At 50.4% G+C, this 23,840-nt stretch carries 19 protein-coding genes; 7 read left to right on the forward strand and 12 right to left on the reverse strand.

Annotated features, from left to right (window positions below; all coding sequences use genetic code 11):
* Positions 1–73: 73 nt before the first annotated feature.
* Genes RBB63_RS03460 through RBB63_RS03500 form a run of 9 tightly spaced genes read right to left on the reverse strand, consistent with a single transcriptional unit; the run spans position 74 to position 10,733 of the window.
* Positions 74–1,675 (reverse strand): glycosyltransferase, encoded by a 1,602-nt coding sequence (locus tag RBB63_RS03460; protein ID WP_309381117.1) that lies wholly within the window; start codon positions 1,673–1,675, stop codon positions 74–76.
* Complete coding sequence (locus RBB63_RS03465) at positions 1,578–2,678, reverse strand: glycosyltransferase family 4 protein (protein ID WP_309381119.1); 1,101 nt, start codon at positions 2,676–2,678, stop codon at positions 1,578–1,580. The genes RBB63_RS03460 and RBB63_RS03465 overlap by 98 nt, the downstream gene beginning before the upstream one ends.
* Before the next feature lie 35 nt (positions 2,679–2,713).
* Positions 2,714–4,036 (reverse strand): glycosyltransferase family 4 protein, encoded by a 1,323-nt coding sequence (locus RBB63_RS03470; RefSeq protein ID WP_309381121.1) that lies wholly within the window; start codon positions 4,034–4,036, stop codon positions 2,714–2,716.
* 17 nt (positions 4,037–4,053) lie between these two features.
* Complete coding sequence (locus RBB63_RS03475) at positions 4,054–5,238, reverse strand: glycosyltransferase family 4 protein (RefSeq protein WP_309381123.1); 1,185 nt, start codon at positions 5,236–5,238, stop codon at positions 4,054–4,056.
* 60 nt (positions 5,239–5,298) lie between these two features.
* Positions 5,299–6,471: a polysaccharide pyruvyl transferase family protein gene (locus RBB63_RS03480; protein WP_309381125.1), complete on the reverse strand. Its 1,173-nt coding sequence runs from the start codon at positions 6,469–6,471 to the stop codon at positions 5,299–5,301.
* Between the two features lie 19 nt (positions 6,472–6,490).
* Positions 6,491–7,399 carry a hypothetical protein gene (locus RBB63_RS03485; RefSeq protein WP_309381127.1) on the reverse strand — a complete coding sequence of 303 codons (909 nt, stop codon included), beginning with the start codon at positions 7,397–7,399 and terminating at the stop codon, positions 6,491–6,493.
* A 50-nt stretch (positions 7,400–7,449) separates the two neighbouring features.
* Positions 7,450–8,676: an outer membrane protein assembly factor BamB family protein gene (locus RBB63_RS03490; RefSeq protein WP_309381129.1), complete on the reverse strand. Its 1,227-nt coding sequence runs from the start codon at positions 8,674–8,676 to the stop codon at positions 7,450–7,452.
* A 10-nt stretch (positions 8,677–8,686) separates the two neighbouring features.
* Entirely contained in the window at positions 8,687–9,946 is a 1,260-nt protein-coding gene (locus RBB63_RS03495) for an ABC transporter ATP-binding protein (RefSeq protein ID WP_309381131.1), read from the reverse strand.
* A 4-nt stretch (positions 9,947–9,950) separates the two neighbouring features.
* Positions 9,951–10,733, reverse strand: coding sequence for an ABC transporter permease (locus RBB63_RS03500; RefSeq protein ID WP_309381133.1), 783 nt, complete (start codon positions 10,731–10,733; stop codon positions 9,951–9,953).
* Between the two features lie 381 nt (positions 10,734–11,114).
* Here RBB63_RS03500 and RBB63_RS03505 point away from each other — a divergent pair, with 381 nt between their 5' ends.
* Positions 11,115–11,771: a polysaccharide biosynthesis/export family protein gene (locus RBB63_RS03505; protein WP_309381135.1), complete on the forward strand. Its 657-nt coding sequence runs from the start codon at positions 11,115–11,117 to the stop codon at positions 11,769–11,771.
* A 301-nt stretch (positions 11,772–12,072) separates the two neighbouring features.
* The gene (locus RBB63_RS03510) at positions 12,073–14,082 is read left to right on the forward strand and encodes a GumC family protein (protein WP_309381137.1); all 2,010 of its coding nucleotides are present in this window, start codon (positions 12,073–12,075) and stop codon (positions 14,080–14,082) included.
* On the opposite strand, the gene RBB63_RS03515 is transcribed toward RBB63_RS03510, so the two are convergent.
* Positions 14,079–14,774, reverse strand: a complete 696-nt coding sequence (locus tag RBB63_RS03515) for a pirin family protein (RefSeq protein WP_309381139.1) — start codon at positions 14,772–14,774, stop codon at positions 14,079–14,081. The two genes, RBB63_RS03510 and RBB63_RS03515, sit on opposite strands and share 4 nt — an antisense overlap.
* A 404-nt stretch (positions 14,775–15,178) precedes the next feature.
* On the opposite strand from RBB63_RS03515, the gene RBB63_RS03520 reads away from it, so the two are divergent.
* The 4 genes from RBB63_RS03520 to RBB63_RS03535 all read left to right on the forward strand — a co-directional run bounded on the left by RBB63_RS03520 (position 15,179) and on the right by RBB63_RS03535 (position 19,688).
* Complete coding sequence (locus tag RBB63_RS03520; RefSeq protein WP_309381140.1) at positions 15,179–16,585, forward strand: ammonium transporter; 1,407 nt, start codon at positions 15,179–15,181, stop codon at positions 16,583–16,585.
* Between the two features lie 61 nt (positions 16,586–16,646).
* Positions 16,647–16,985, forward strand: coding sequence for a P-II family nitrogen regulator (locus RBB63_RS03525; RefSeq protein WP_309381142.1), 339 nt, complete (start codon positions 16,647–16,649; stop codon positions 16,983–16,985).
* Between the two features lie 144 nt (positions 16,986–17,129).
* Positions 17,130–18,269, forward strand: coding sequence for an MlaE family ABC transporter permease (locus RBB63_RS03530; RefSeq protein WP_309381144.1), 1,140 nt, complete (start codon positions 17,130–17,132; stop codon positions 18,267–18,269).
* A gap of 42 nt (positions 18,270–18,311) precedes the next feature.
* Positions 18,312–19,688 carry an MFS transporter gene (locus tag RBB63_RS03535; protein WP_309381145.1) on the forward strand — a complete coding sequence of 459 codons (1,377 nt, stop codon included), beginning with the start codon at positions 18,312–18,314 and terminating at the stop codon, positions 19,686–19,688.
* 6 nt (positions 19,689–19,694) lie between these two features.
* On the opposite strand, the gene RBB63_RS03540 is transcribed toward RBB63_RS03535, so the two are convergent.
* Complete coding sequence (locus RBB63_RS03540; RefSeq protein ID WP_309381147.1) at positions 19,695–21,263, reverse strand: hypothetical protein; 1,569 nt, start codon at positions 21,261–21,263, stop codon at positions 19,695–19,697.
* Positions 21,264–21,356: 93 nt separating this feature from the next.
* Positions 21,357–22,526, reverse strand: a complete 1,170-nt coding sequence (locus RBB63_RS03545) for a Gfo/Idh/MocA family protein (RefSeq protein WP_309381149.1) — start codon at positions 22,524–22,526, stop codon at positions 21,357–21,359.
* A gap of 464 nt (positions 22,527–22,990) precedes the next feature.
* Here RBB63_RS03545 and RBB63_RS03550 point away from each other — a divergent pair, with 464 nt between their 5' ends.
* Entirely contained in the window at positions 22,991–23,839 is an 849-nt protein-coding gene (locus RBB63_RS03550; protein WP_309381151.1) for a DUF4272 domain-containing protein, read from the forward strand.
* Position 23,840: the final 1 nt, after the last annotated feature.

Genomic DNA, 23,840 nt, shown 5'->3' on the forward strand with positions numbered 1-23,840 from the left:
TTTCTGAATTAGTGACGGCGGCTATCATCGGACTTTCCACGTAAACTGGGATTGAGACAAAAGAAAGCACCGCTCAACGTGTGCCAGCAGTCTGCAAGCGTTCTAACTGAACTTGCGCCTGAGCAGTAATCTGCTTCCAGTCGTAGCCAGTGCGCACAAACTTAAGTCCGTTCTCTGCAATCCTATCTCGTTTCGGTTTGTTCTGAAGTAGATCAATGACGCCTTGAGCAAAATCTTCGGCTGCATTCTTCAAGAGAATGTTGTGGTCTTGAACAACAGGCAGACCCTCTGCGCCGATAGATGTCGAAACGACAGCCTTTTTCATCGCCATGGCTTCCAGTATCTTCAGTCGTGTTCCTCCCCCGGAGCGCAATGGAACGATGCAGAGTGACGCTTGCTCGAACCAAGGGCGCATATCAGCAGGATTGGGCGCCGCTTGTACGCCACTTGGTAGAGAGCCGTAGTTTGACGCATAAATCTCTGCTTTGCGGCCAGCAAAGATGAATCGGACATCTGGGCACTTTTGCTGAATAAGCGGGTAGATATTTTTAAGAAAGAAGTTAAGCGCGTCTGTGTTCGGTTCGTAGCTGATGTTGCCGGTGAAAAGCAGCGTCGGGTTGGCGCTGGATTGTTCGGCAGGTTGAAAGTAGTTCGTGTCTACGCCGTTAGGGGCAACAGAGAAATTAGCACTCGGCGCGAGCTCTAAGCCAAGTTTTCGGTCCTCGTCTGAGCAGGCAAAGATCAAGTCCGCTTCGTTGAAGCAAGCTGTTTCGACTTTTCTAAGTATCTCTGCCTGACGCTTAAGCCATTTGAATAGCGTCTTATTGGGCGCTGTTTGGGCATTTCGCAAATGCAGTGCGTGCTCGATATTATGTGAGTTACAAATCAATTTCGACTGAGTGCTTCGGACGCTTAAATCCTGCATCAAGGGATGCATGAAGCTGTGCTCATACCAGATAAGATCGTAACCCCCGGCGGGAGCCATGTTTTCAATGTTTGGACGCATTGACTCGAAGGCTGACCAGTGATGGAAAGTAATGTAAGGCAATGCTTTTTTCCATCGCTCTAAGAGATCCAATTCTAGGCGAATGATTGTGCGTAGCAGTCTTTGCTTTCTGCTTGATGGGGTGGTCTTCGTGTCAGGGCGCAGGCTGATTTCCAGGGACTCAGCAAGTCGGTATAAATAGCCACTTTCATTTTGGGTAATAGCACACTTCATGATGCGCAAAATGTTACCCCAGGATGCTAGTCTGCCTTGTTGCTTATTCGCTCTTCTAGTGCCATGTGGTGAGGCCTGCGGTAGGATCAGATGACATGCCTCTCGAAAGAGCTCTGGGACCGTGGTTCCTTGGTCTGGGCGTGTGATGACAAGCGTGATGTCGTGTGTTGCGATTAGCGAGCTGATGAAAAAATAGCTTCTCACTGCAGCGCCAGATCCATAAGGCAGAGGGATTTCTGTGGTGACGACCAGCGCGGATGGTTTTTGACTTTCTTGTCTTTGAGGCACGAACTTACTTACCAGATTGGGGGCAGGTGAGATTACTTTATTCAATTCGTCGATTTCCTGGAAAAATCGATTAGCGGTTTTGTGCGCTTTCCAAGATTCTCTGTAGGTTGCTAAGGTGACGCTCCATTGAATAATTTTCGCGAATATGGCTTCGCGCGCTTTGTCCAAGCTTTCTTGCTAATGGTTCATTCTGCAAAATCTGCACCATATGCTTTGCCATCGTTTGGGTATCTAGTTCTTCGACGAGAAAACCTGTTTCGCCGTGGATTACCGCTTGCGGTATGCCAGCATGCCGAGTTGCTATGACAGGCAGTGCGGCCGCGCCGGCCTCAAGTATAGCAACCGGCGTTCCTTCGCAGACGCCACTCTGCTCTTGGATTGAATGCTGTACGAATGCGCGGGAATCGGTTAATAATTGTTGTGTTTTATCGTGCTTTAGAGCGCCGGGGAAGTCTACTTTGTCCGAAATGCCCCAGGAAATTGCCAGGTTGGAGCATGCTTCGCGTAATTCCCCATCGCCGACCATGATCAAACGAGCGTCAGGGCAAGTTTTTAACGCTTCACGGAACGCCGCTAATGTCAGATAGGGCGCTTTCATATTCACAAAACGCCCAACAGCGATCAACTGAGGCTTCGCGTAATTCGGTTCGAGCTCTAAAAAGTAATCGCGTGGGCCGTATGGATTGAGCTGAATTTTCTCTGGCGGTGCGCCAATGCTGATGAGTTGCTTTGTCATCGCCTCGGATACGCTGATGACTGTGCTTGCGTAGTCGAACATCGATTCAAGCCGCTTGGCGTAATCGGCTAGGTATTCTCGATTATAAGCATCGTGTCCATGAAAGTGGACGACCAAAGGGATACCGTGCCTTTGGGCAAATGGAGTTATGTCGGCTCCGGTCATCCCATACTCGGCTAATAAAACATCTATTTGCTCATGTTCAAAGAATTCGGAGAGGCTTCTAAGCGCAATGTCTCTATGTTCGCTCTGCGAAGTGATTCTTTCATAGCAGATTTGAGGGAGTAATTTGCGTAGACGACGGTAACGGTTATGGCGATTGTATTGCTTGATCAATCTGCCGCCATTGAATTCGTAATGTGGGAATTTGCCCGTTAGTATCAGCTTTTCACCGGGCAAGAAGTCTTCGTGAGCGCGGATAAAGGTCTCGCTCAAATAGTGAGGAGGCGTGACGATGCATATTCTACTCATTAAAATTCTCTGTTACGCAGTCGATGTAGAGCGCGCCGCAGACGAGCTCTTGGCGCGATCTGCTGCTTTAGCTGCGACCAGCAGTGTAATAGCCTATTTCGCCACAATACGGTTCGTCTTCGACCACGTGTATCTTCTCCGCGAAATCTTGGATCCACTGGCGGTAAATTGATTTTACTTGGCAGTTTTATAGAGCGGAGATTGGTTTCGCTTTCAGTTGAAAGCTGGGCGAGAAGTTTTGCCCAGCGCCCGTGGTTTATTGAGGTGCTGTATTCTTCTTCGACTGTTTTTCTAGCATTGGCTGCTAGCTGATGGCGTAGGTTGTTGTCTTCGGCTAATAAGTTCAGCGCTGAAATGAACGATGCCTTGCGATCATTGATTATGAGGCCGTTAATTCGATCATTAATTATCTCTGTTGAGCCACTTCTCGTTTTCAGACAGATTGGGACTAAGCCACATGCCATCGCCTCAACTAGGGCTATTGGCAGACCTTCATAATCTGACATGAGCACGAAGGCGTCATGTTGCGCCATCTGGTCAATGATTTCCTGGGGAGTTACTGAACCATGGAAAATGACATTTGGGTTATTAGCCTTGGCAAGTCGCTCAACAACTTGCTCTTGTTCAGGTCCATCTCCAAAGATTGAAAACTTGAAACCAGGCGCTGAACATGAGGCTGCGATAAACGCATCTGTGAGATCCAGAATTCTCTTTTGCTCCTGCACTATGCGGCCAGCATACATGACCCGAAGCTCTCCAGTGTTTTGCAATCTGTGATTGGCCAGCTCTGGTAAAGGACAGCCGCAAGGTATGCGCTTTAACAGTACATCATTGGGTATTTTATGATGGATTGATGATTCGAGATGCTGGGATACTGGAATGATTACGTCTGGTGAATGCCATTCGGGATTCACATAGAAGTGCTCAATCAGCGCCTCGTAGAATACATCATCGCTGTGGATTACACCAACTGTTTTGACTCCAAACGCTTGAAGATATGGAGATGCGATGTATGCTGGAATTACGTGATTGGCTACCAGAACGGCTGGCTTAATATCTTGCGCTTGCTCAATGATCCAGCGGACGCGTCGCTCGGCTGGGACTTTCCAGTCGATTTGCAATGTGCGAATCGGTACTGCGGAGTCTTCCAAATGCTTTTTGAGCACACAGACATCGGGTGAGTCCCATAACATCAATAAGGCGTGAACTTCAAAGCCTTTGGCGACGAGATCCGGCAGTAATCGTTGCAGCCAAACAATCGGCCCACCGGCGACCTTGCTGGAATCGTAGCCACAGAAGATAATTGGCTGGCGGGTGGACATGTCTTCAGATGATTATTCTAAGTGATTTTACACTGATGTTGATCTAGTCCTTCTTGGACTAATTGATCAAATAATTGGTTCATGCCCTTGATTGAGAAATCGCTTAGAATCCTCTTTTTATTCACACTGCCTAGCTGTTCTCGTCGGTTGGCGTCGGTCAGTAGGCTAAGGAGCTTTTGTGCTAGATGCCTTTCATCCTTAGGATGGGCGTAGACAAATTCGGAATGTTGGTCGCCAAGTGCTTGGCGCATTCCTGGGATGTCAGTGCCAATGGCTGGTTTGCCTAGGGCCATGGCTTCACAGACTGCATTTGGGCAGCCTTCCTTGATTGAGCTGTGGACAACGATGTCAGATTCCCAGATCAACTGATTCGTAGTGTCGATTGAGCCAAGGAAGCGTATGCATTCACCGATTCCCAAATCGAAAGCTAATGCTTTGAGGCGTAAAACATGGTTGGCTTCATTAAGGTGTCCTGCGAGTGCAAGATATGGAACCTCGCTTGGGCCTGTCCACTGATCCTTGATGATTGCCCAAGCTTTTAATAAGGTTTCGTGATCCTTAAATTGAGTGATGTTGGCAATCATGGACACGAGTAATCGATTGGGGGGAAGGCCAAGGTTATCCCGCCAAATCGGAGTTAGAGAATCCGTGTTAGGAACCGGGATGCCATTGTTGTAGATTAATATCCGATCTCTGGGGATGCCGTAGGTGTTTGCGATAAAAGTGGCGCCAGCGTCAGAGTTAGATGTTATGTGGCGTGCATTTAATAATGCGCGTCGCTCCATTGATGTTCCAAACATTCCCCGGCCTTCATCCTGCTGATTCCACCAGGCGTAACGAGCTCCAGTGTGTTTCCAAGTGAGGCATATCGGTTTACTGTGTATGGACACAAAGGGGAGAATGACATCCGGGCGAATCTCAGTCCGGATGTAACGCATCAGATCAAAGAGGTTTTTGATTTTTTTCCAGCCACTGAGCTTTTCGACATAAGGAAAGTTGAATATTTCACAGCCAATCGAGCGTAGCTTGTCGGATAGAGGCCCTTCACCATACCAGCCTAACACTGACACGGGTGCGTCGCGCTCATTTCTCAGGTATTCAATATAATGTATAGCCTGTCGCTCTGCGCCACCCATATGGCCATAGTTGCCAAGGACCACTAGGGTCTTGTTTTGATTATTGGAGGAGCTGCTAGATCTCATTAAGGTGTTCGATGGTCAGCGATTTTCAATGATGCCTGCTGTTGTGGCATTAGCATTAATCTAGTTTTTAGCAGCGATTGTCTCGGCAAATTTCATAAATTTGGTGATGCCTTCGTGCCGCAGATCTTCCATCGCGATTTTTCGGGATACAGTTTTCTGCTTTGCTTTGTTCAGTGCGCTCTCTAGCTGGCTTAATTCGATTTCCCCATTTACGCTTCGAATTATGCAGTCAGCACAACCCAGGCGTTCGTAGAGGTCGCGCACTTTGCCAGATCGGCTTGAGTATACCGTGTCGTCTTCGATGCCGACTACAGGACCTGGGCAGAGGATGCTTGAAAAAATTGTGCCGTGAAATCGATCTGTTATTAAGCCATTCATTTTACGATAGATCGACATAGCATCAATAAATTCGTATGGTTCCGACTCTTGTTTGCTCCATGGAAAAAGCTTTTTCTTTTTCTTGGGCTGACCATGGGCGAGATGCATGCAGTCGATGACTTCGTATCCTTGTGCTTGGAGATACTTCCAGATGGGAGCTCGAATGGAATCATTTTGTATGCTTATGCCGAACTTTTTTGATTTCGCTGAATCGAAAGGTTCAGGGGCAATGAGCATCGAGAAGTCGGTCATTATCGTTGGGTCTGGGGTGTAAGCTAGCATAGGCTTTGAGATGCCAGCTTCACACATAATGTCATAGGCATGCGCGTCGCGATAGAAAATTTGGTCAAAGTCACCTAAATGTTGGCGTATGCTAGCTAATTGTTCCGGGCTCGCTTCTTGGGGTGGGTCAAACGAAACGGAAGCGCCAATTTTCTTCGCGCTCATCGGACCAGGTAGGTAGTAGAGATTTGGTGCTGATGGGCCAGCAATCTTTCGTCCCAAATAGCCATCGATTTGAAAGACAGTGTCACTGCCAACAAAAATAGCATCGTAGCCCTGAGCATTGAGTATTTGCATGCCGGATTCTACATCGTCGCTCAAAATTTGATATTCACTAAAACGACAGTTCTTTTCAAGGAATTCGCGGAATTTTACTATTAATTCGGCTTTGCCGTGCTTCGCCGCATGTTGATTGAATTTTTGAGAATCTTCAGGATAGTAATCAATGATTTCGATGATATGACTTGGGAATGTGCTCTGGAGCAACCGATACAGGCAGGCGCACTGCATGATCGAGCCGGGATTCAGAACATGATGATAAGTCAGAAGCCCAATTTTTTTCATTTCTCTCATTATTTGTTTAGTGCAAAAATTACTGCGAATTCTTCAGTTTAATATATCCTGACAAAGTTGCTGCTGTTGATGTTCGAATCTTTTGTGCGAGATTGAGGTTACTCGTCTCAGATTCAAAAAATTGGTGGCCGAGAAAAGATACCGGCCCTTTAAAACCTGCTGGGCAAGTTTTACAGGCCTTTACGCTTTGGCCGAAAGGGTTGCTCACTACGATCAACTTTATCTCTGAACAAAGACTGCTGATCTGGCCATAACACTGCTCAGTAATATCTCCACTTTTGATTAATAACACGTCGAATGAATTACGTAATTCGTTGCGGAGGTGATCGATAAATGTCTGGGCAATGATAGAGGTTGTTCTGGCGTAGCAATGATTCTGGGAAGCGTATTCAATTAGGTCGATATGCTTTGGGCCCGCAGCAATGCACACGTTGTCCAGGTTGAACACTTCTGTATATTCATGCATTTCTCCATCCGTGCCGACAGGTAGCAGTTCAATCGGTATGTTTGGGCGATTGGTGGAGAGTTGCGATTGCAGATTTGAGCATTTAGTAGCTAAGCGAACATTCCAACCGAATGATTCTAGGAAATAGGAGTCGCTTAATGTCAGACCATCGTTTGGTTCAATTTCCAAGACAGACTTTCGGTCTGCTCCTGTGAAAAGCTCATCAATGAAAATCTCTACAAGTAAGCTTGAAGACTTGTTCAAGCAATTCTCCCGATAGTAGGGGTGAGCTTCCAAGAGGATTAGATTTGCTGTTCTACTGCATGCTGCAACTTGGAGGATGGAACGTGTGAAGTGCGATTGCATTTCCTCGTTCCCTATGCGGTCCACTTCCTTCTTCAGGTCCCTGATTTCGGCTTTCAATTTGAGCACATGGGCAAATGATTGACGATGCTTGTAGGTCATGTAAACCAACAGTGCCATTGTCGGTACTGAACAAATGAAGAGTAGGGCTATGATGCTATGTACTTGCATTAAGCTTGGTGTCTTGGCGCTGCTGATTCTCCGTCGAATGTCGTATCATAGCATGAGAAATCGCCTTTCCATGAGCCAAAATATATTCGACTATGCTCATCTACTAATGGCGTAGAATGACCTTTCCCTGTGTTGATTTCCCAAATTATGGAAAGATCTTGGTCGAGGAGGATTACTCTTCCAATACCTGGTTTATTTGAGTCAATCGTCGAAAGCAGAATCCTATTGTCCGGCAGTATGCTGGGGGTGGTCCAGAAGCAAGACTCCGATATCTTTTTTGATTTTAGGATCGTGCCTGTTTTGGATTCGATTATGCGCACGGCGCCATCATAAAAGCACCCGACGAGCAAACTTTCATGAGTAACGGCTAGTGAGCCTCTAATCGCCGCCGGAAGACATTGTTCCCATAATGGCGTTCCAGATGGGTCGAAAGCTACTATGATGGATTGATCCTCAAGTTGTGAAAAGGGGAAGAATGCAATTTCAGTGTTTGGGTCAAATGTAGGGGTTCCCCATAGATTGAATTGAGACTCGACAGCGTGTTGCCACTTGATGTCGCTGTCTTTTGTTATACGCGCTGCAGTGTGGTTGTTTAGGCCGATCAGAATATCGTCATCATTCGTCAGTGCTGCTCCAGATAAGCATGGCATGTTGGGACATTTTATTTGCCAGAGCGGACTACCGTTTATTGGATCGATTGCGCTTACGCCTGAAGAATAGCCCGATACGATAATCGCCCCTGATTTCAATTGCTTGGGGGAGGCCCAACTGCTGGCAGAGTCGATTCGATTTATTTCGTGCAGGGGATGGCTCTTTTGGCTGTGTAACTTGATCTTCTCGCTGAAAGCCCCGGACGACAAGTTCTGGCCGATGCGTGTTCGCCATTTTTCGGATCCTTGTAGATCTAAGCAGTATAAAACTCCGTCGCCACTGGCGAATGTCAGAGTGTTGTTGCTAAGAAATGTTGGACTGGAGTAAATTTTGTTGCCGGTGGGGAATCTCCAGCGAATCAGTCCAGCATTATTCAGTGAGTAAAAGAAGCTATCGTGACAGCCGAAGTACAGATTCCCTTCGGGGTCTAAAATTGCAGTTGATTCAGGAGACTTGGGAGGGAAATTGGGTAATCGGGTTTCCCATCGTAAGTGTGGTGTTTGGTTGCCGATCTGATGACGCGATCGCCCAGTACAATGTGCGTCAAAAAGAAAGGTTTTCGATGCCGTTTCCACTGTTAGGGAGTTACGATGAGGGTTGATTTTTAGTGACCTTGAAATCCGTTAGGTGGATCGTGTTGGCTCCACTTACGCAGAACGTAGGGACCTGTATGCTGATGTCTGGGCAGTAGCGCGCAATGCGTCTATCCAGATTCAGAGTATGAAAAACGACTTCTATTGAATACCTGCCGCCGTTGAGCTTTGTCTTGTCGATAGGGATTTCGAGTGTGATATCGTCACCGGGGACACTGTCTGTTGTAATGAATTCTTTGTCTTGGCTTAGGAGTTCCAGAACCGGATGCATGTCCTGATTCCAGATTACAATTTGGACTTTCAGGGGGGCTTTCTGGCTGATGTTTCTATACTTGATTTTTACGGTTGGCGATGCGCCGTATTCCAGGACTAATTTTGTCGGCGCCTCATACGTTTCTCCATTTGCACTAATGGAAATAGATTCGAGCTGGATGTGATCGTTCGAAGTTATTTCGTTAACGCTGGAATCCATTTTGGAGTAATACCTATCGATTGCATCCTTGATGGAATTGCCGGAGTAGACAATTTCCCCACGTTCGAGGAGCAGGGCTGAAGTGCAAATCCGGTATATTTGAGGAATCGAATGAGACACAAAGATCACGGCAGAATTCTGAATCAGCTTACCGATGGCATTCAGGCATTTGAATCTGAAACCGACATCGCCGACTGCTAAAACCTCATCCAGTAAAAGTATGTCTGGCTCCATTTGCATGGCCACTGAGAAGCCCAAGCGCACTTTCATGCCTGAACTGTAGTTTTGGAGCGGCATGTCGATGAATTTTTCCAATTCGGCAAAAGCAATAATCGCATCGAGTTTACGATCTACTACGTTTTTAGGGATTCCGAGTAAGGCGGCGGAATTGTAGATATTTTCTCTTCCGCTCAAAATTGGGTTAAAGCCAGCGCCGAGTTCTATAAGGGCGCACACGCGACCACGCATGGTGATTTGTCCGGTATCAGGCCTTACCAGATTGTTTAATAGTTTTAAGAGCGTGCTCTTTCCTGCTCCATTGTGGCCAAGTAGGCCAAGGCACTCACCCCGTCGCAGTTGGAAGTTTACGTCTTTGACTGCCCAAAATTCATCTTTGCGTAGTTCAGGTGCTGGCTTTGGGCCGGACGTGAGTAACGAAAATGGATTTACTGCGCCCGCAATGTCCTTGGCTCCATAGAACAATGAGCGTTTGAGTGATTTACAGAATTTCTTCCCTAAATCCTCTGCCTCGATTAGAATTTCTGAATGGTTGTCTGGCACGTGATTAAGCTGACAGTCTTTCGATTAAGTAAGGAATGGAGATTTTATAGATGAGAATTCCAATGAAAAGGGCTGGAATGATGATGAGCGACAGCACCATGAAGCTATCCAGCATGATCGGGCCTTCGCCAATCAGCCAGCTTCGTGTTGTGACGAGCAGGGGGGTTACTGGGTTCAAGTCGCTGATGACCTTGGCTAATCCCGAAGTTGGTAGGGGATAAACTACCGGCGTTAGAAAAAAAGCAAACCGCAAGAGAAGTTGCATGCCTCTACTGGTGTCGTTGTATAGGGTGGCGATCGGGAGTAGAAAGATGGCAATCGTTGCTCCCATTAGCATAATCGCGAAGACGCCCAACGGGAATAGGAGCATTTGCCATTCAAAGCTGGAGACGTAGAAGGGCAGCATTGGAATCACCAACAGTAAAGGGATTAACGCATTTACTGAGGCCTTGGCAAAAGTCGCCACTAGTAGCGCTTCGTGGGGGAAGTGGATTTTTGAAATTAGTCCACGTGATTCCTGCACGGTCGCGAGCATGCCGGTCAGGGTTGTATTGAAGGCGGTCCAGATTAGGTTGCCGCTAAGCACAAATATCGGGTATGCACCATTGCGTTCATCGCTTATCTGGATGACTTGCTGCTCATTTAAATATATCCACACCAGGCTGTTCGCAATCGGAGGAAGCAATATCCAGAGATAGCCTAGGATGGATTGCCTGAACATCGCCCGCATGTCGCGGATGAATATCCGTGTAGCCAATTCCCTAGTCTTTTGGGCGTTCTTGGCCATGCTGATGATGGTGGCCCCAATGGACTTGAGTCCGCTTTCTGGTCGAATGACATTTACATGCATGGCAAGGTTACTCCGTCAAATTTTAGTAAGCTGCCGCCCTTGGTCGATTCCAGGATTCTCGGAAAACCAGTGTAGTATTTTGAGCAGTTTGGCAGATGGCGGAAACGCCGTCATTAAATGATTCAAATTATATTGAACAAAAAATCTGTCAACGGGATTCGGCTTGTAGGCGCTGTGCGCATGGTCGGAATGAAGTATATTTAGGAATTTACTGAGGTTTGCGCCGTATTCATTGGGGCGAATTTCAATGAAGAGGGATAATGAGACTTGCTTCGAAAGGTGATGAAGGCTATTTAGGTCGGCTTGAATTTATTCAGTATGAAGGTAATTCTTAAGCGTATAGCCACAATTTCAACTGCACTCATGGTCATGTGCTCGGTCTACGGGCAGGATTCTGGTGGTTCCAGTTCCAACGGTAGTGATTCTGCAGAAGCGGGGCCTGCTGCGCTTCCAGCGAACTATAAGCTGAACGTTACAGATATGATCTCGATCGATGTCTTCGAGGAGTCTGAGTTATCTGTTTCGCAGCGTATTCCGGCTAATGGCATGATCCGCATCCCCATGTTGGGGGAAATTAAGTTGAAGGGGCTCACGATCCGTGAGGCTGAGTATAAAATCGAGAAGGCTTTTATTGATGCCCGATTGCTGCGGCACCCCCAAGTGTATGTTACGGTTTCAGGCTACGTTGCTCGTGAATTTTCGGTTTTCGGACAATTTGGAACGCAAGGACAAGTCTCATTTCCGGTTGAGAAGGATTCAATCGATATCGTTGAAGCAGTTGCGCGGGCAGGTGGTTTATCCAGCATTGCGCGGGGCTCAGAGGTGAAAGTAACCCGAAAGAGACCAGATGGCACTCAGGAATTTTTTATCGTTGATGTAGAATCAATGATTGAGGATCAGGAGGAGGGTAATGATCGCGACGAATACCTGATTTACCCCGGTGACATCCTTTACGTGCCAGAGCGTCTCTTTTGATCGACTTTTGACTGCCTGCTTTTCACGAGTTTTAGCAGCCACCTTACTACTACATCACAAGTAAATTATGTCGCAAAACCAAGCGAAGAAAGCCTTGAATCCGAATGCAAGCGGGGGAGTGTCCGTTCCGGCGCCAGTCCGCAATTGGCGAGATTATCTGCTGATGATCCGTGAGCGATGGCTTATTGGAGTGAGTCTCGGTCTTCTGTGCTCCTGTCTATTTGCATTCTACGCGCTCAAAGAGCCGCCGCTTTATCGTTCTACGGCAACTTTGCTCATTGAATCCAAGACGGACCGAGTGGTGGACATTGCTGAAGTCGTTGATAACAACGTTCGCAATAGCACTGAACTGCGCAACCATCTCTCGCAGATGCGCAGCCGTAGCTTCACTCGACGAGTCATCGATAGCTTTACGGAAAAAGAGGCGGCAAAGATTACACAACCATATGATACCGAGGAGTCCAAAGGGAATTTGGGCTCGATAGCCTCCAACATCAGCATCAGTCTTCCTGAGGGGCAGGTGTTCTACTTTACAGCGACCCACCGGGACCCAGAGATGGCGGCGCTGATTGCCAATCGTTACATCCGCGAGTACATACAGTATTTGTTGGAGCGCACGACCGTAGGTGAGACTTCAGCGAACCAGTTTCTACAGGCTCAGGCTGATAAGCTCAAAGACAAAGTCACTGCCGGAGAAGAGGCGTTGGAGAAATATCGCCGTGAAAATAACATGGTGTCGTTGGATGAAAGTCAGGATGTGATTGGCGTTCGTTTGCAAAGTTTGAATGCAGCTGTCACCGCTGCTCGGGTCGAAAAGCTGAATGTCGAAACAAAGCTACAGCAGGTGGAGGATGCTCAAGCCAATGATGCCGACCTATTGCAGATCCCTGTTGTCAGTGAATATGGCAATCTCGCGGAGACCATTGGAAATAGGCAGCAGTTGGAGGCAGAGCGGAAGCTGTTATCGCATCGTTATCTTGAGCGCCATCCGCGGATGGTGGAAAATCAGAATAAGCTGGATGCGAATCAGGCGCTGATCAATGAGATCGCGCAGAAGGCAATCGCTGACCTTCGCGCCCAGTTGGCGGGAGCAAACCGCAAGTTTGAGAATCTCCAGCAGGAGATGGCTAAGGCGGAGAAGGACTCTCTTGACTTAGATGAGCTTCGCATCGTCTACAATGGCATGCGACGTGAGGTCGATAGCGACCGAGCGCTGTACCAGCAAATTCTTTCTCGCATGAACGAGACAACGATCTCGGCGCAACTTGATAACAGCAACATGCGCACGCTCGACGAAGCAGCGCCTTCATCGATGCCTTTTTCGCCGGATCGTGAAGCGGTTATCACCAAGGCAGTTGGTCTTTTCTTCATCATCGCCATCGGTGTGCCGATCCTGCTCGAACTCGTGAATAATCGGCTTCATGGGTATTGGGATGTTCAAGTTTATCTGCAGCGTGAGTTACTTGGCGAGGTTCCCCGTAGTAATCGGATCGATCCCGAAAAACTTCCTTTTGCAATTCGTGACGATCTGAATGATTCGCTATCCGAGGCTTTTCGTGTGCTTTATGGCCAGATTTCGATGATATCCGAAAGGGAGTTTCCGAAATCAATCTTAGTTACCAGCACTGTGCCAGGCGAAGGTAAGTCTACCTTGGCGGCCAACTTGGCATTTACTTTCGCCAAGCATGGTAAGAAAGTTCTCTTGATCGATTTCGATTTGCGTCGACCTGTTTTGCACCGCTTCTATAAATTGGAGAATGAAAAGGGTTTGCTGAATTGGTGGAACAGCAAAAAGGAGGTCCATGAGTCACTGCCTTTGATTGAGGATAATGACTTGGGCATCGTTAATCTCCAGGGGAATATGTGGATGCTCCCGTCCAGTGGCACTTCCAAGAATGCGACGGAAATGTTGTCGCAGACTCGTTTTGAGGAATTGGTTTTCCAACTTAAGAAAGAGTTCGATCTTGTGCTTTTCGACACACCTCCTGCCGGCATTTTCGTTGAGACTCTGCAACTAGGTGAAGTGGTTGATGAAGTTGTATATGTTTCCCGCCAAAACGCGGTGAATCGCAACAAGGCAAAAAGGGTTTTACAGGACTTCGACAAGGTGGGCGTCAATGTGCTTGGTGTCGTCCTTAACTCCGTTAAAGGCGCTGGTGCGCAGCGTTACGGCTATTATGGTTATTCTTATAGCTCAACTGATTATGTCTATCGATACTACCAGAGACGTGATCGCAAAGACCGTAAGAAGCTAAAGGAAGATAATTCTAGCAAGGATTCACAGAAGGACAAGGAAGCGGTTAATCGTTAAGATTGCTCCGTTTGAAACCATAGAAACTGCGCATCTTGTCTCGTCAGTATCTCAACTGAGTCTGGGCCATGCGTAGCTAACCCATCTCCAGCGCTGAGCTGAAATTTGTCTTGGGATATTTCGCCTTTGATTAGGTGTAAGTAGCCATAAGGCGCTTGGCTGGGTAGCGTGATTCGTGATTCCTGTTTGGCCTCGCCTAGCCAAAGTTGAGCGTTTGCCAGCCAGTGGATGGGGGCTTCATCAGACTTGGCTGCAATGAGCTTCAGGCCGTTCTGCGTGGCAATATCAGCTGAATTCGCTTTCTTGTAGTTAGGCTTGGTATCCAAGTCAGCTGGCAGCAGCCAAACCTGTAGGAAATGCACGGGCTCTGAGCCTGGGTTATATTCGCTGTGGGTTACACCGCGGCCTGCGCTCATATATTGAAACTCGCCAGGCTTGATTCGGTCGCCGTTTCCCAAGCTGTCTCGGTGTTCCAGTTCGCCCGAAATGACATAGCTCAGGATCTCTGCGTTCCGGTGAGGGTGTGCTCCAAAGCCTCTTCCAGCCTCTACTGAATCATCGTTAAGGACACGTAGTGCGCCATGCTGGACGCGTTTGGGATTGTGGTAGCTGCCAAAACTGAAGCTGTGGTGGCTTTTGAGCCAACCTAGATTCGTCAGGCCTCGTTCATTGGAGTCTATTTTGATTTTCATAAGTATATGCTCAATGAAAAGCATCTTGATGTAAAGACAAATTCCCTACGTGATTTTTGCACAAAATTCTGGTTAAAAATATGCAGAAAAATAATTAAGCTGGCGTCGGAGACGTGGAGATGCGGGCAAATATACGCAGCTTCCGAATAGGTTTGAGACAGTTGTTGCTCAAAAGAAACACAGTTGGCGTATATTTTTTGCCAGTTGAGCTCTTTCTGAATGAATTGATTTCATGTGAAGTTGTTTTTTCTCTCATAGGTTTTATGCGATTTACAGGGAGCCGCTGGGATCGAGTCATGTTGGATTAGCCTAAATTGGCACGATGGGTGCTTTTGTAGGCGCCTCTCAGAAAAACTCCGGTTATCCACGGAAAAATTCTCAATCCAACAAACTAAACTATGATCATGAAACTCAGACTCCTGAAATTCTTGATGCTTATGCTCGGACTGTCCTTTTTCGGATTTTCCGGGGCCATGGCTCAGGATGAAGTGGTAGAAGAAGTGACAGCAGTCGTTGAAGAAGCGACGGCAGCTGAACCAGACGAGGATTACCTCGCGCTGGTAGAGACGTATGGCGTCACTTTTGACTTTTTCACCATCAGTAACCTCTGGACTTTGATTGCCGCTGCTTTGGTGTTCCTAATGCACCTCGGTTTTGCGACTCTCGAGTCCGGTCTCGCACAGAGTAAGAATACGGTCAACGTTCTGTTCAAGAACGTGTTCATCATTTGCATGGGCCTGATCTCTTACCTTGTTTGGGGCTTCAACGCAATGTATCCTGGCGACTTCAATGGCTTCTTTGCCATGGGAACTCCGCTGACCATGGCAGATTACGGCGCCACTGACTTTTCTTACGGTGGCACAGGTCTCTGCATGACTGGCTGGTCGGACTTCATCTTCCAGGCTATGTTTGCTGCTACAGCGGCTACCATCGTTTCCGGCGCCGTTGCTGAGCGTGTTAAGCTCTCGAGCTTCATGATCTTCGCAACTCTGCTCGTGACTTTCGGCTATCCGGTAACTGGCTCCTGGAAGTGGGGCGGTGGTTGGCTCGACGCCAAGGGCTTCTACGACTTTGCCGGTTCCTCGCTGGTTCACGCTTTCGGTGGTTTCGCTGCCTTGGCTTGTGTGCTCCTGCTTGGTGCTCGTAAGGGCAAATACCTTGAGAACGGTAAGATCAAGCCGATCCTCGGTCACTCCATGCCGCTCGCCACGATCGGTGTATTCCTTCTCTTCCTCGGTTGGTTTGGATTTAACGGCGGTTCTGTTCTTTCGGCAAACCCGGAACTCGTGTCCTTCGTATTCGTTACTACTGCAATGGCCGCTGCCGCTGGTGGCTTGGCTGCCATCGCTGTTTCCTGGGCACTGCTCAAGAAGCCGGACCTCTCCATGGCTCTCAACGGTATCCTCGCTGGTCTCGTTGGCATCACCGCTGGGGCTGACTCTGTGACTCTGCTCGGTTCGGTCATTATCGGCCTGATCGCTGGCGCCTTGGTGGTTGTTTCCATCCTGTTCTTCGACAAGATCAAGATCGACGACCCGGTTGGTGCTGTTTCCGTTCACGGTGTTTGCGGTATCTTCGGAACCGTAGCCGTAGCGATCTTCCAACAGGAAGGCGCTGGTTTCAGCTTCATGACTCAGCTCATTGGCACGCTGGCTGTATCAGCCTTTGCTTTCATCTTCTCCATCATCTTCTTCGGTATCCTGAAGGTTACCATCGGCATTCGTGTCAGCGAAGAGGAAGAAGCCGAAGGTCTCGACATTGGCGAACATGGTCAGGAAGCATACCCGCAGTTTGCTCCAGACATCAAGTAATGGTCAGAGTCTCTTCTTGATTCATTGCCAATAACGGAATAATCATTAATACGAATTAGTTATGAAACTCGTAAAAGCCATTATCAAGCCCTTCAAACTCGAAGAAGTGAAGGAAGCTCTCTCGGAGATCGGCATCGAAGGCATGACCGTAACTGAGGTTAAAGGTTTCGGTCGCCAGAAGGGCCACACCGAAATCTATCGCGGCAGCGAATACACCGTGGACTTCCTCCCGAAGGTCATGGTTGACATTGCCGTTCCTTCCGACATTGCGGAAAAGACTGTCGAAACCATCGCTAAGGCTGCTAAGACCGGCAAGATTGGTGACGGCAAAATCTTCGTCATTCCGATCGAAGAGTCTGTACGTATCCGCACTGACGAAAAGGGCGAAGGCGCTATCTAAGGCATTCCTTAGAAACTGTCGTTAAATTTCGAACCCCGCTGGTATTTCGCCAGCGGGGTTTTTTGTACTACAGTTGCAATTTCCTCGGTCTGCGCACGAAAGTGATTGGCAAATGACGCGTTACCAACAAGATCAGTGCCCAACATGGCTGAAAGTCAGGCGACAGCTGATTTAAATTTCCGGCGTGAAGCAGGCTCCTTGGTCCTGGTGCTGGCAGGTGAGTGGAAGTTCGGATCAGCGCTTCCCGACTTTTCTGCGGTAGAATCTCAGTTCAAGGAATCGAAGCCGCCATCAAAACTAGCCTTTGAGTCCACGAAGGTATCCGCCTGGGATACGGCGCTGATGACCTTTTTGCAGAAGGTTGGAGACTTGGCGAAACTAACTAAGACAGAGCTCGATTTATCCGGTTTGCCTCCAGGGGCGGAAGGGCTGCTGAAGCTGGCGACCGCCGTGCCGAAAAAAGAGGGGACAGGGCGCGATGAGAAGCGTGAGTCATTCTTTACGCAGGTAGGCAATGCGACTTTAAATTTTGGAAAGGAACTGCGAGAAACGACTGAATTCATCGGCGAATCGACGCTTTCTTTTGGTCGTTTTCTGCGTGGCAAAGCGCGTTTTCGGTGGGTTGATTTATGGGTTGTGGTTCAGCAAACGGGGGCTGAAGCCCTGCCGATTGTGGCATTGATCAATTTCCTTGTGGGCGTCATTCTAGCCTTTGTTGGCGCCGTACAACTTCAGAAATTTGGCGCTGATATCTATGTGGCAGACTTGGTTGGTTTGGCCATGGTGCGTGAAATGGGCGCCATCATGACGGGCATTATCATGTGTGGCCGAACTGGCGCTGCGTTCGCTGCGTCGCTTGGCAGCATGAAGGTTTCCGAGGAAATCGATGCATTGAAGACGCTGGGGTTGTCGCCGATGGATTTTCTCGTGCTGCCGCGTATGCTGGCGCTGTGTTGCATGATGCCAATGCTGGTGTTGTTCGCTGACTTCATTGGTATCTTGGGGGGCATGATCATCGGCACCTCAATGCTCGATGTCACCGTTCAGCAATTCATCAACCGCACTATTGGCGCTATTGATTTGGCGAATTTTTCCACGGGCATCATTAAGGCGGCGATCATTGGGATCATTGTCGCCGGCGCGGGTTGTATGCGTGGGATGCAGTGCGGCAGCAGCTCGGCGGCGGTTGGCCAGGCAACGACTTCTGCTGTGGTGACGGGCATTACGTTGATTATTGTCACTGACGCCATTTTTGCAGTGCTCTTCAACATCGTTGGCCTGTAAGCCGACTTGTTTATCGTTGTTCTGTGTGGGCTGTGACGCTTCGTGCTGGCCTCGCTGGCGGGATTCCTTAAAGTAGACTTAATGGGTGGTTATGTAAGCGATGGAAATCAAGTTGAGGGGCCAGGGGGGGCTCGAGCTTGGTTGATCTGGGGAACGGCGGCCTTATTTTATTTATACGAGTTTTTTGTCCGCGTGGCGCCCTCGGTGATGGAGCCTGAGCTGCAGTCCTCCTTTCATCTCAGCGCAGGGGCTATCGGTGGCGTGCTCGGCGTTTACTTCTATATTTATGCGCCGATGCAACTGATCGTCGGCCCAACGCTTGATCGGTTTAGCGCTAAGGCGATCCTGGTGCCTGCCTGTTTGCTGTGCGCGGTGGGCTGCATTGTAGTGATGTCCGGGCATACGGGAGCTGGTTTGGGGCTGGCGCGGCTTTGTCAGGGTTTTGGGTCTTCATTTGCTTTTGTGGGTACGATGTACCTCGCGGCGGAGTGGTTTCCCCGGCATCGCCTGGCGTTGTTGTCCGGGCTGACTACTTCGCTCGGAATGATTGGCGCCATCGTTGGCAATGCAGGGATTGCTGATGCGGTATCTCAGCTGGGTTGGCGGGTCACGATGAAGGATGCGGGCTATTTCGGGCTGTTCGTCATGGTGCTGATTTTCGTGGTGATTCCTCATAAGCCGCCTCATGAGCGACCTAAACATGCAGGTTCTTCCAAAGGATGGCTGCATGGATTGAAAACGGTGTTAATGAATCCGCAGACTTGGTTGGCCGCGTTGGTGACTTCTGCCCTGTATATGCCGCTCTCGATCATTGGGGCGCTGTGGGGGGTGCAATACATCATGGCGCTGACGGGAGAGGATAAAGTCGAGGCATCGGGAGCAGTTTCGATGTTGTATGTTGGCTGGTTGTTTGGGGCTCCGCTGGCTGGTTGGCTTTCAGAGCATCTGGGGCATCGGCGCTTGCTCTTGGGGGCGTCCTCTTTGTTGACGCTTGCGGGCACTTCATTGCTGCTGCTGTTCAGCTCAATTGACATGTGGGCGGTCTATGGCCTTATGTTGATGATTGGCTTAGTTTCCTGCCCACAGGTCATCGGCTTCGTGGTCGCGGTGGAGCATAATCCGCGCGAATATAGCGGTACCTCGATCGCTGTGACAAACATGATGGTCATGCTGTTTGGCGGGCTGGCAATGGCGTTTTTTGGCATGGTGCTCGACTGGACTACAAGCACGGAGCTGATTAGCGCCGATGGGCATTATTCGGTCCACGCCTACCGCTGGGCGATGGCGATGTTGCCCGCTTTTGCGATGGTGGGGGGCGTTGCGGCCTGGCTGCTCAAGGAGAGCATTGACCGCGATGAGCATTTAATGGCAAAGAACAAACGAAAGCAGGAGAAACTTGCGGCGGCGGCCGAAGCCTGAGCGTGCTTAACGGCGCGGGCCGCGACGCTCGATGTGGCTGCTGGACTCTTCTTCAATTTCTGGTGGAGCCGTCGGCGCGACTGCCTTGGGCTTTACCTCTTTGATTTCGGCAACCACGGGCAGCTCAAATCGCCATGAGCCATTACCTGACTGGGGGGGGGGCGTCGCGGTGGATTCGCGAGCATTGGTTAATTGGCCGGGGGGGATCTTGTTGGGCTTGGGTGAAGCGTCTGGCTGCTTCTCGGGCAGCTCTTGGCGCTTCACGTCGATGACCTCCACCATGCGGCTGGGATCGCGGCTGGAGCCCGCCTCCTGAACTGCGGCGACCGCCATGGCCTGCAAAGACGTGGGCGCCGGAGGGGAGGGGGGGGCAGCGGTTACGGCTGCCTTCGGAGTCTCGGTGGCGAGGGGTAAATTGGAGTGTTTGCTTTCCGCCGTGGGGGGGAGGGGGGGGAGGTCGTATTCAAATTGCCGTTCGGCCTGGCGGGAAAGCAGCTCCTGTTGGCCGCGGAGCGCGCTCAGGTCGGCATAGGCGTCGGCGAGCTGCTGGCGTAGGTCGGCGTTGCTTTGGGCGAGGTCGGCGTTGTCCTTGGCCAGGCGTTCCTGCCGCACCGAGATTTGGGCAACGGAGGCGGCGGAGAATCCACGCGCGTCCTGGGTGTCCTCCAATTGTGCGAGTAGGTCTGCGTTGACTTCCTGCATGCGCTGAAGTTCCTCGCCAGAGCGGAGTTGCTCGTTTTCGGCGATGAGCTTCTTTTGGTTGGCTTGAAATTCAGCAATGATTGCGTCGCGGCGCTTGAGCTCGGCGGACTGTGCTTCGAGCAGCTTTTGCAGCTCCGCAGCCTCGGCTTCTTTGGCTTGGAGCAGTGTGTCGAGCTCGAGGATTTGCTTTTCGAGTTGCTGATAATCCTCCTGCGGCGTGACGTCGGCATCGAGGTTGGCGAACATCGTGATCTCGCCGGTGGCCTTGGCTGTTTCGCCAGTGTCGGGGTTGATGAAGGTAAGCTCGAAAGTTGCTTGTTTATAGGGGGGGGCGGTGGTGAAAGGCTCGGTGGAGTCGACCATACCTCCTTTTTCATCAACCAACAAAATACTCAAAAATGAAATTTTATAACCGCTGTTAAGGGCATCTCCTGCCATGTTTGCAGTGAAGCTAATTTTGTCTGCTTCCTCTTTATCTTCACCATTCTTTATGTATATGTAGCCGACTAGCAGATGATCAGGATTTGGAAGGGACAGGTGTCCCTCATAGCTAATTACGTAATTCCTATCTAACGTGAATTCAGCATCCAATATGGACATCGTGGGTAGCAAGTTCGGCAGCCCCTCTTCAAGTTCGAGTTCCGGGAATTTAGCTGTCTCCATTGTCCCCGACAGCACACGGGGCGGGCCGATGTCTGCGCGCAGCACCGGGTCGACGTAGTCCACGTCGCCCTCGAAGACGAACGTGGGCGTGGCGTCGAGGTTTTCGGGCTCAGCGGCGTCGTCCTGCGCGCAAAGTGCGAGCGGGATCAGCGTGAGCAAGACTGTGGCGATGCGGCGCATGGAGGGATGAGACAGGTATGGAATGATCAAGTTTCAAAGGTCAGATCTCAATTTTCAATGTGAGGCGGGGGGGATGCCTCGACATTGAAAACTGACCATTGAAAACCGACAACTGACAATCAACTACAGCTTCGGGAACTTGGTCCACTTGGCCTTGGCTTTGGCGGACTTCACGCAGGTGTCGATGAAGGCCATGCCGTAGAGGCCATCGTCGACGCTGACGATGTCGTAGCCGGACTTGCGGGGATATTTGCCCTGAACTTCGTCGATGATGGCGTCGGCTGCGTCCCGGTAAATATTCGCAAAGGCTTCGAGGAAACCTTCGGGGTGGCCGGGGGGGATGCGTCCGGCGGCTTGCGCAGTCTTCGTCAGGTAGCCCTGACCACGCTTGAGGATTTCGCGGGGCTTGTCGGGGTATTTAACGATGAGCTCGGTCGGGGTTTCCTGATGCCACTCAAGCGAGGCTTTCGTGCCGTAGATGCGGATGTTGAGCCCGTTTTCTTCGCCAGCGGAAATCTGCGAGGCGTAAAGGATGCCCTTGGCGCCGCCCTTGTAGCGGAGGAGCATGTTGCCGTCGTCTTCCAGCGTGCGGCCGGGGACGAAGCTGGTGAACTCAGCGCAGATGGCTTCAATTTCGAGCCCGGTGATGTAGTGGGCGAGGTTTTCGGCGTGGGTGCCAATGTCGCCCACGGCGCAGCTGGCGCCAGCGCGCTTGGGGTCGGTGCGCCAGGCGGCCTGCTTTTGGTCGTCGGCTTCGAGGGCGGAGAGAAGCCAGTCCTGCGGGTATTCGGCGACAATCTTGAGCACCTCGCCGATCTTGCCTTTCTTCACCCATTCGCGGGCTTCCTTGACCATCGGGTAGCCGGTGTAGTTGTGCGTGAGGGCAAAGACTTTGCCGGACTTTTCGACGACCTTTTTCAGCGCCTTGGCTTCTTTGAGGTCGAAGGTCATTGGCTTGTCGCAGATGACGTTGAACCCGGCTTCGAGGAAGCACTTGGCCACGGGGAAGTGCATGAAATTGGGCGTGACGATGGACACGAAATCCAGGCGCTGGTCTTCAGGCAGCGCTGCTTCGGCCTTGGCCATTTCTTCGTAAGACGTGTAGGTGCGGTCGGGGGACACGTAGAGATCCTGCCCGGAGAGGCGGGAGCGGCCGGGGTCGCTGGAGAAGCAACCGGCGACGAGTTCCATTTGGCCGTCGAGGTTCGCGGCCATGCGGTGCACCGCGCCAATGAAGGCGTCGCGGCCACCACCGATCATACCATAGCGGAGTTTGCGTTTGAGCTTATTCATAAAAAAGAGGGGGAGGGTGAATATGAAGTGCGGATTTATTAATTAGGGGGGAGGGGGGGCGCCAATGGGCGAAACTTGGGAAAAGTGAACCATGAATTCCTGCGCCACGCAAGTCAACCAACGTCCCGTTGGATCGGAGATATTTGAGGCAATGCGTGGCCAAGGAGCGGCGGTAGGGCGGTTGATGGCAACCGTCCCAGTTTTTCAAGAGGAGGGGGGGACTGCCCGAAAGGGATAATCGGGCGCTACCTGTTAACTCGAAATAGAGTCCGGGCCGCTACGTCGGAAAATGAGAGAATGGATGGTGATTTTGCATGAACGTAAATATATTTATCGGTGTCTGGATTCGCAACGAAAATTTTAATACGGAATCACTTTATTAGTGAAAGCTACTCACTATTAACTCGTGCTGAGCATCAAGGATTTACAGCGCTGATATTGCTGTTTTAACTGACGCGAAAATCATGATGCGTATTTTTATTTCGTTTTTTGCGATCCAAATGGCGGCAACGCTGGCTTGGTCAGTTGAACCAACGGGGCCGGTTTATGCCGAGCCGCACGCCACGAAATCCATCGAGGAACTGGGTGGGGACCCGACGACCCATAACACCGAGCAACCGGACCCTCTCGGCGCCGCCCTGCGTGCGCACTCGAACCATGCGCTGGAAGAGGCCGGGTTCCGGTGTGCGCCCTCGCTGCCGACCCTGGGGCATCGTGCGGGCGTGCCCGGCAAATTGCGGCCCGAGGGGGACATTGAGAAACGCCTGCTGGTGAATTACGTGCTCTACCTCTACGTGGTGTTCGGCGAGGACGATATTTCCAAGGATGACTTGGGCGCCTTCATGTCGGTCTATAATTTGCCGGACGAGTTTACGCAGGAGGAGGCGGTGATCCTCACCACGCCGCGTAGTGAGGCGCGGAAGCAATACATGGACAGCATTGGCTGGAAGCTGGAAAACATGGCCGCGCTGGCTTGGCTGCTGGGTTACGACGTGAAGCCCTCGCTGGATGGCAAGATGATTCACGGCGACGCAATTGGCGCCTTGCTGGAGTTTACTGGGGGCGCTTGGGAAGGGCCGGAGGCGTTTCGAAAGGCTTTGAAACTGCGCTCCGAAGCTGAGGTGCAGCAGCTTGAGGATACCTTTTACTGCGCACACAATGCGGTTCGCTCCGCGCAAATGGGTTACGCGGATCAAGCGCCGAAGGGCTTTCATCCGGTGATGAACGGCGGCGTCATCCACGAAAAACGCCATGTGCTGACGTGGGCGTTGTCACCCGGCACGCCTTGGGATGAGACGGATTTAAGCACGTGAG

The sequence above is a fragment of the Cerasicoccus frondis genome (assembly GCA_031296915.1).
GTDB lineage: Bacteria > Verrucomicrobiota > Verrucomicrobiia > Opitutales > Cerasicoccaceae > Cerasicoccus > Cerasicoccus frondis.

Excerpts from the sequence above, each read along its gene's own strand:
- RBB63_RS03470 (WP_309381121.1), bottom strand. The coding sequence starts at position 4,036 with ATGTCCACCCGCCAGCCAATTATCTTCTGTGGCTACGATTCCAGCAAG.
- RBB63_RS03475 (WP_309381123.1), bottom strand. The coding sequence starts at position 5,238 with ATGAGATCTAGCAGCTCCTCCAATAATCAAAACAAGACCCTAGTGGTC.
- RBB63_RS03480 (WP_309381125.1), bottom strand. The coding sequence starts at position 6,471 with ATGAGAGAAATGAAAAAAATTGGGCTTCTGACTTATCATCATGTTCTG.
- RBB63_RS03485 (WP_309381127.1), bottom strand. The coding sequence starts at position 7,399 with ATGGCACTGTTGGTTTACATGACCTACAAGCATCGTCAATCATTTGCC.
- RBB63_RS03500 (WP_309381133.1), bottom strand. The coding sequence starts at position 10,733 with ATGGCCAAGAACGCCCAAAAGACTAGGGAATTGGCTACACGGATATTC.
- RBB63_RS03505 (WP_309381135.1), top strand. The coding sequence starts at position 11,115 with ATGAAGGTAATTCTTAAGCGTATAGCCACAATTTCAACTGCACTCATG.
- RBB63_RS03515 (WP_309381139.1), bottom strand. The coding sequence starts at position 14,774 with ATGAAAATCAAAATAGACTCCAATGAACGAGGCCTGACGAATCTAGGT.
- RBB63_RS03520 (WP_309381140.1), top strand. The coding sequence starts at position 15,179 with ATGAAACTCAGACTCCTGAAATTCTTGATGCTTATGCTCGGACTGTCC.
- RBB63_RS03525 (WP_309381142.1), top strand. The coding sequence starts at position 16,647 with ATGAAACTCGTAAAAGCCATTATCAAGCCCTTCAAACTCGAAGAAGTG.
- RBB63_RS03530 (WP_309381144.1), top strand. The coding sequence starts at position 17,130 with ATGGCTGAAAGTCAGGCGACAGCTGATTTAAATTTCCGGCGTGAAGCA.
- RBB63_RS03545 (WP_309381149.1), bottom strand. The coding sequence starts at position 22,526 with ATGAATAAGCTCAAACGCAAACTCCGCTATGGTATGATCGGTGGTGGC.
- RBB63_RS03550 (WP_309381151.1), top strand. The coding sequence starts at position 22,991 with ATGATGCGTATTTTTATTTCGTTTTTTGCGATCCAAATGGCGGCAACG.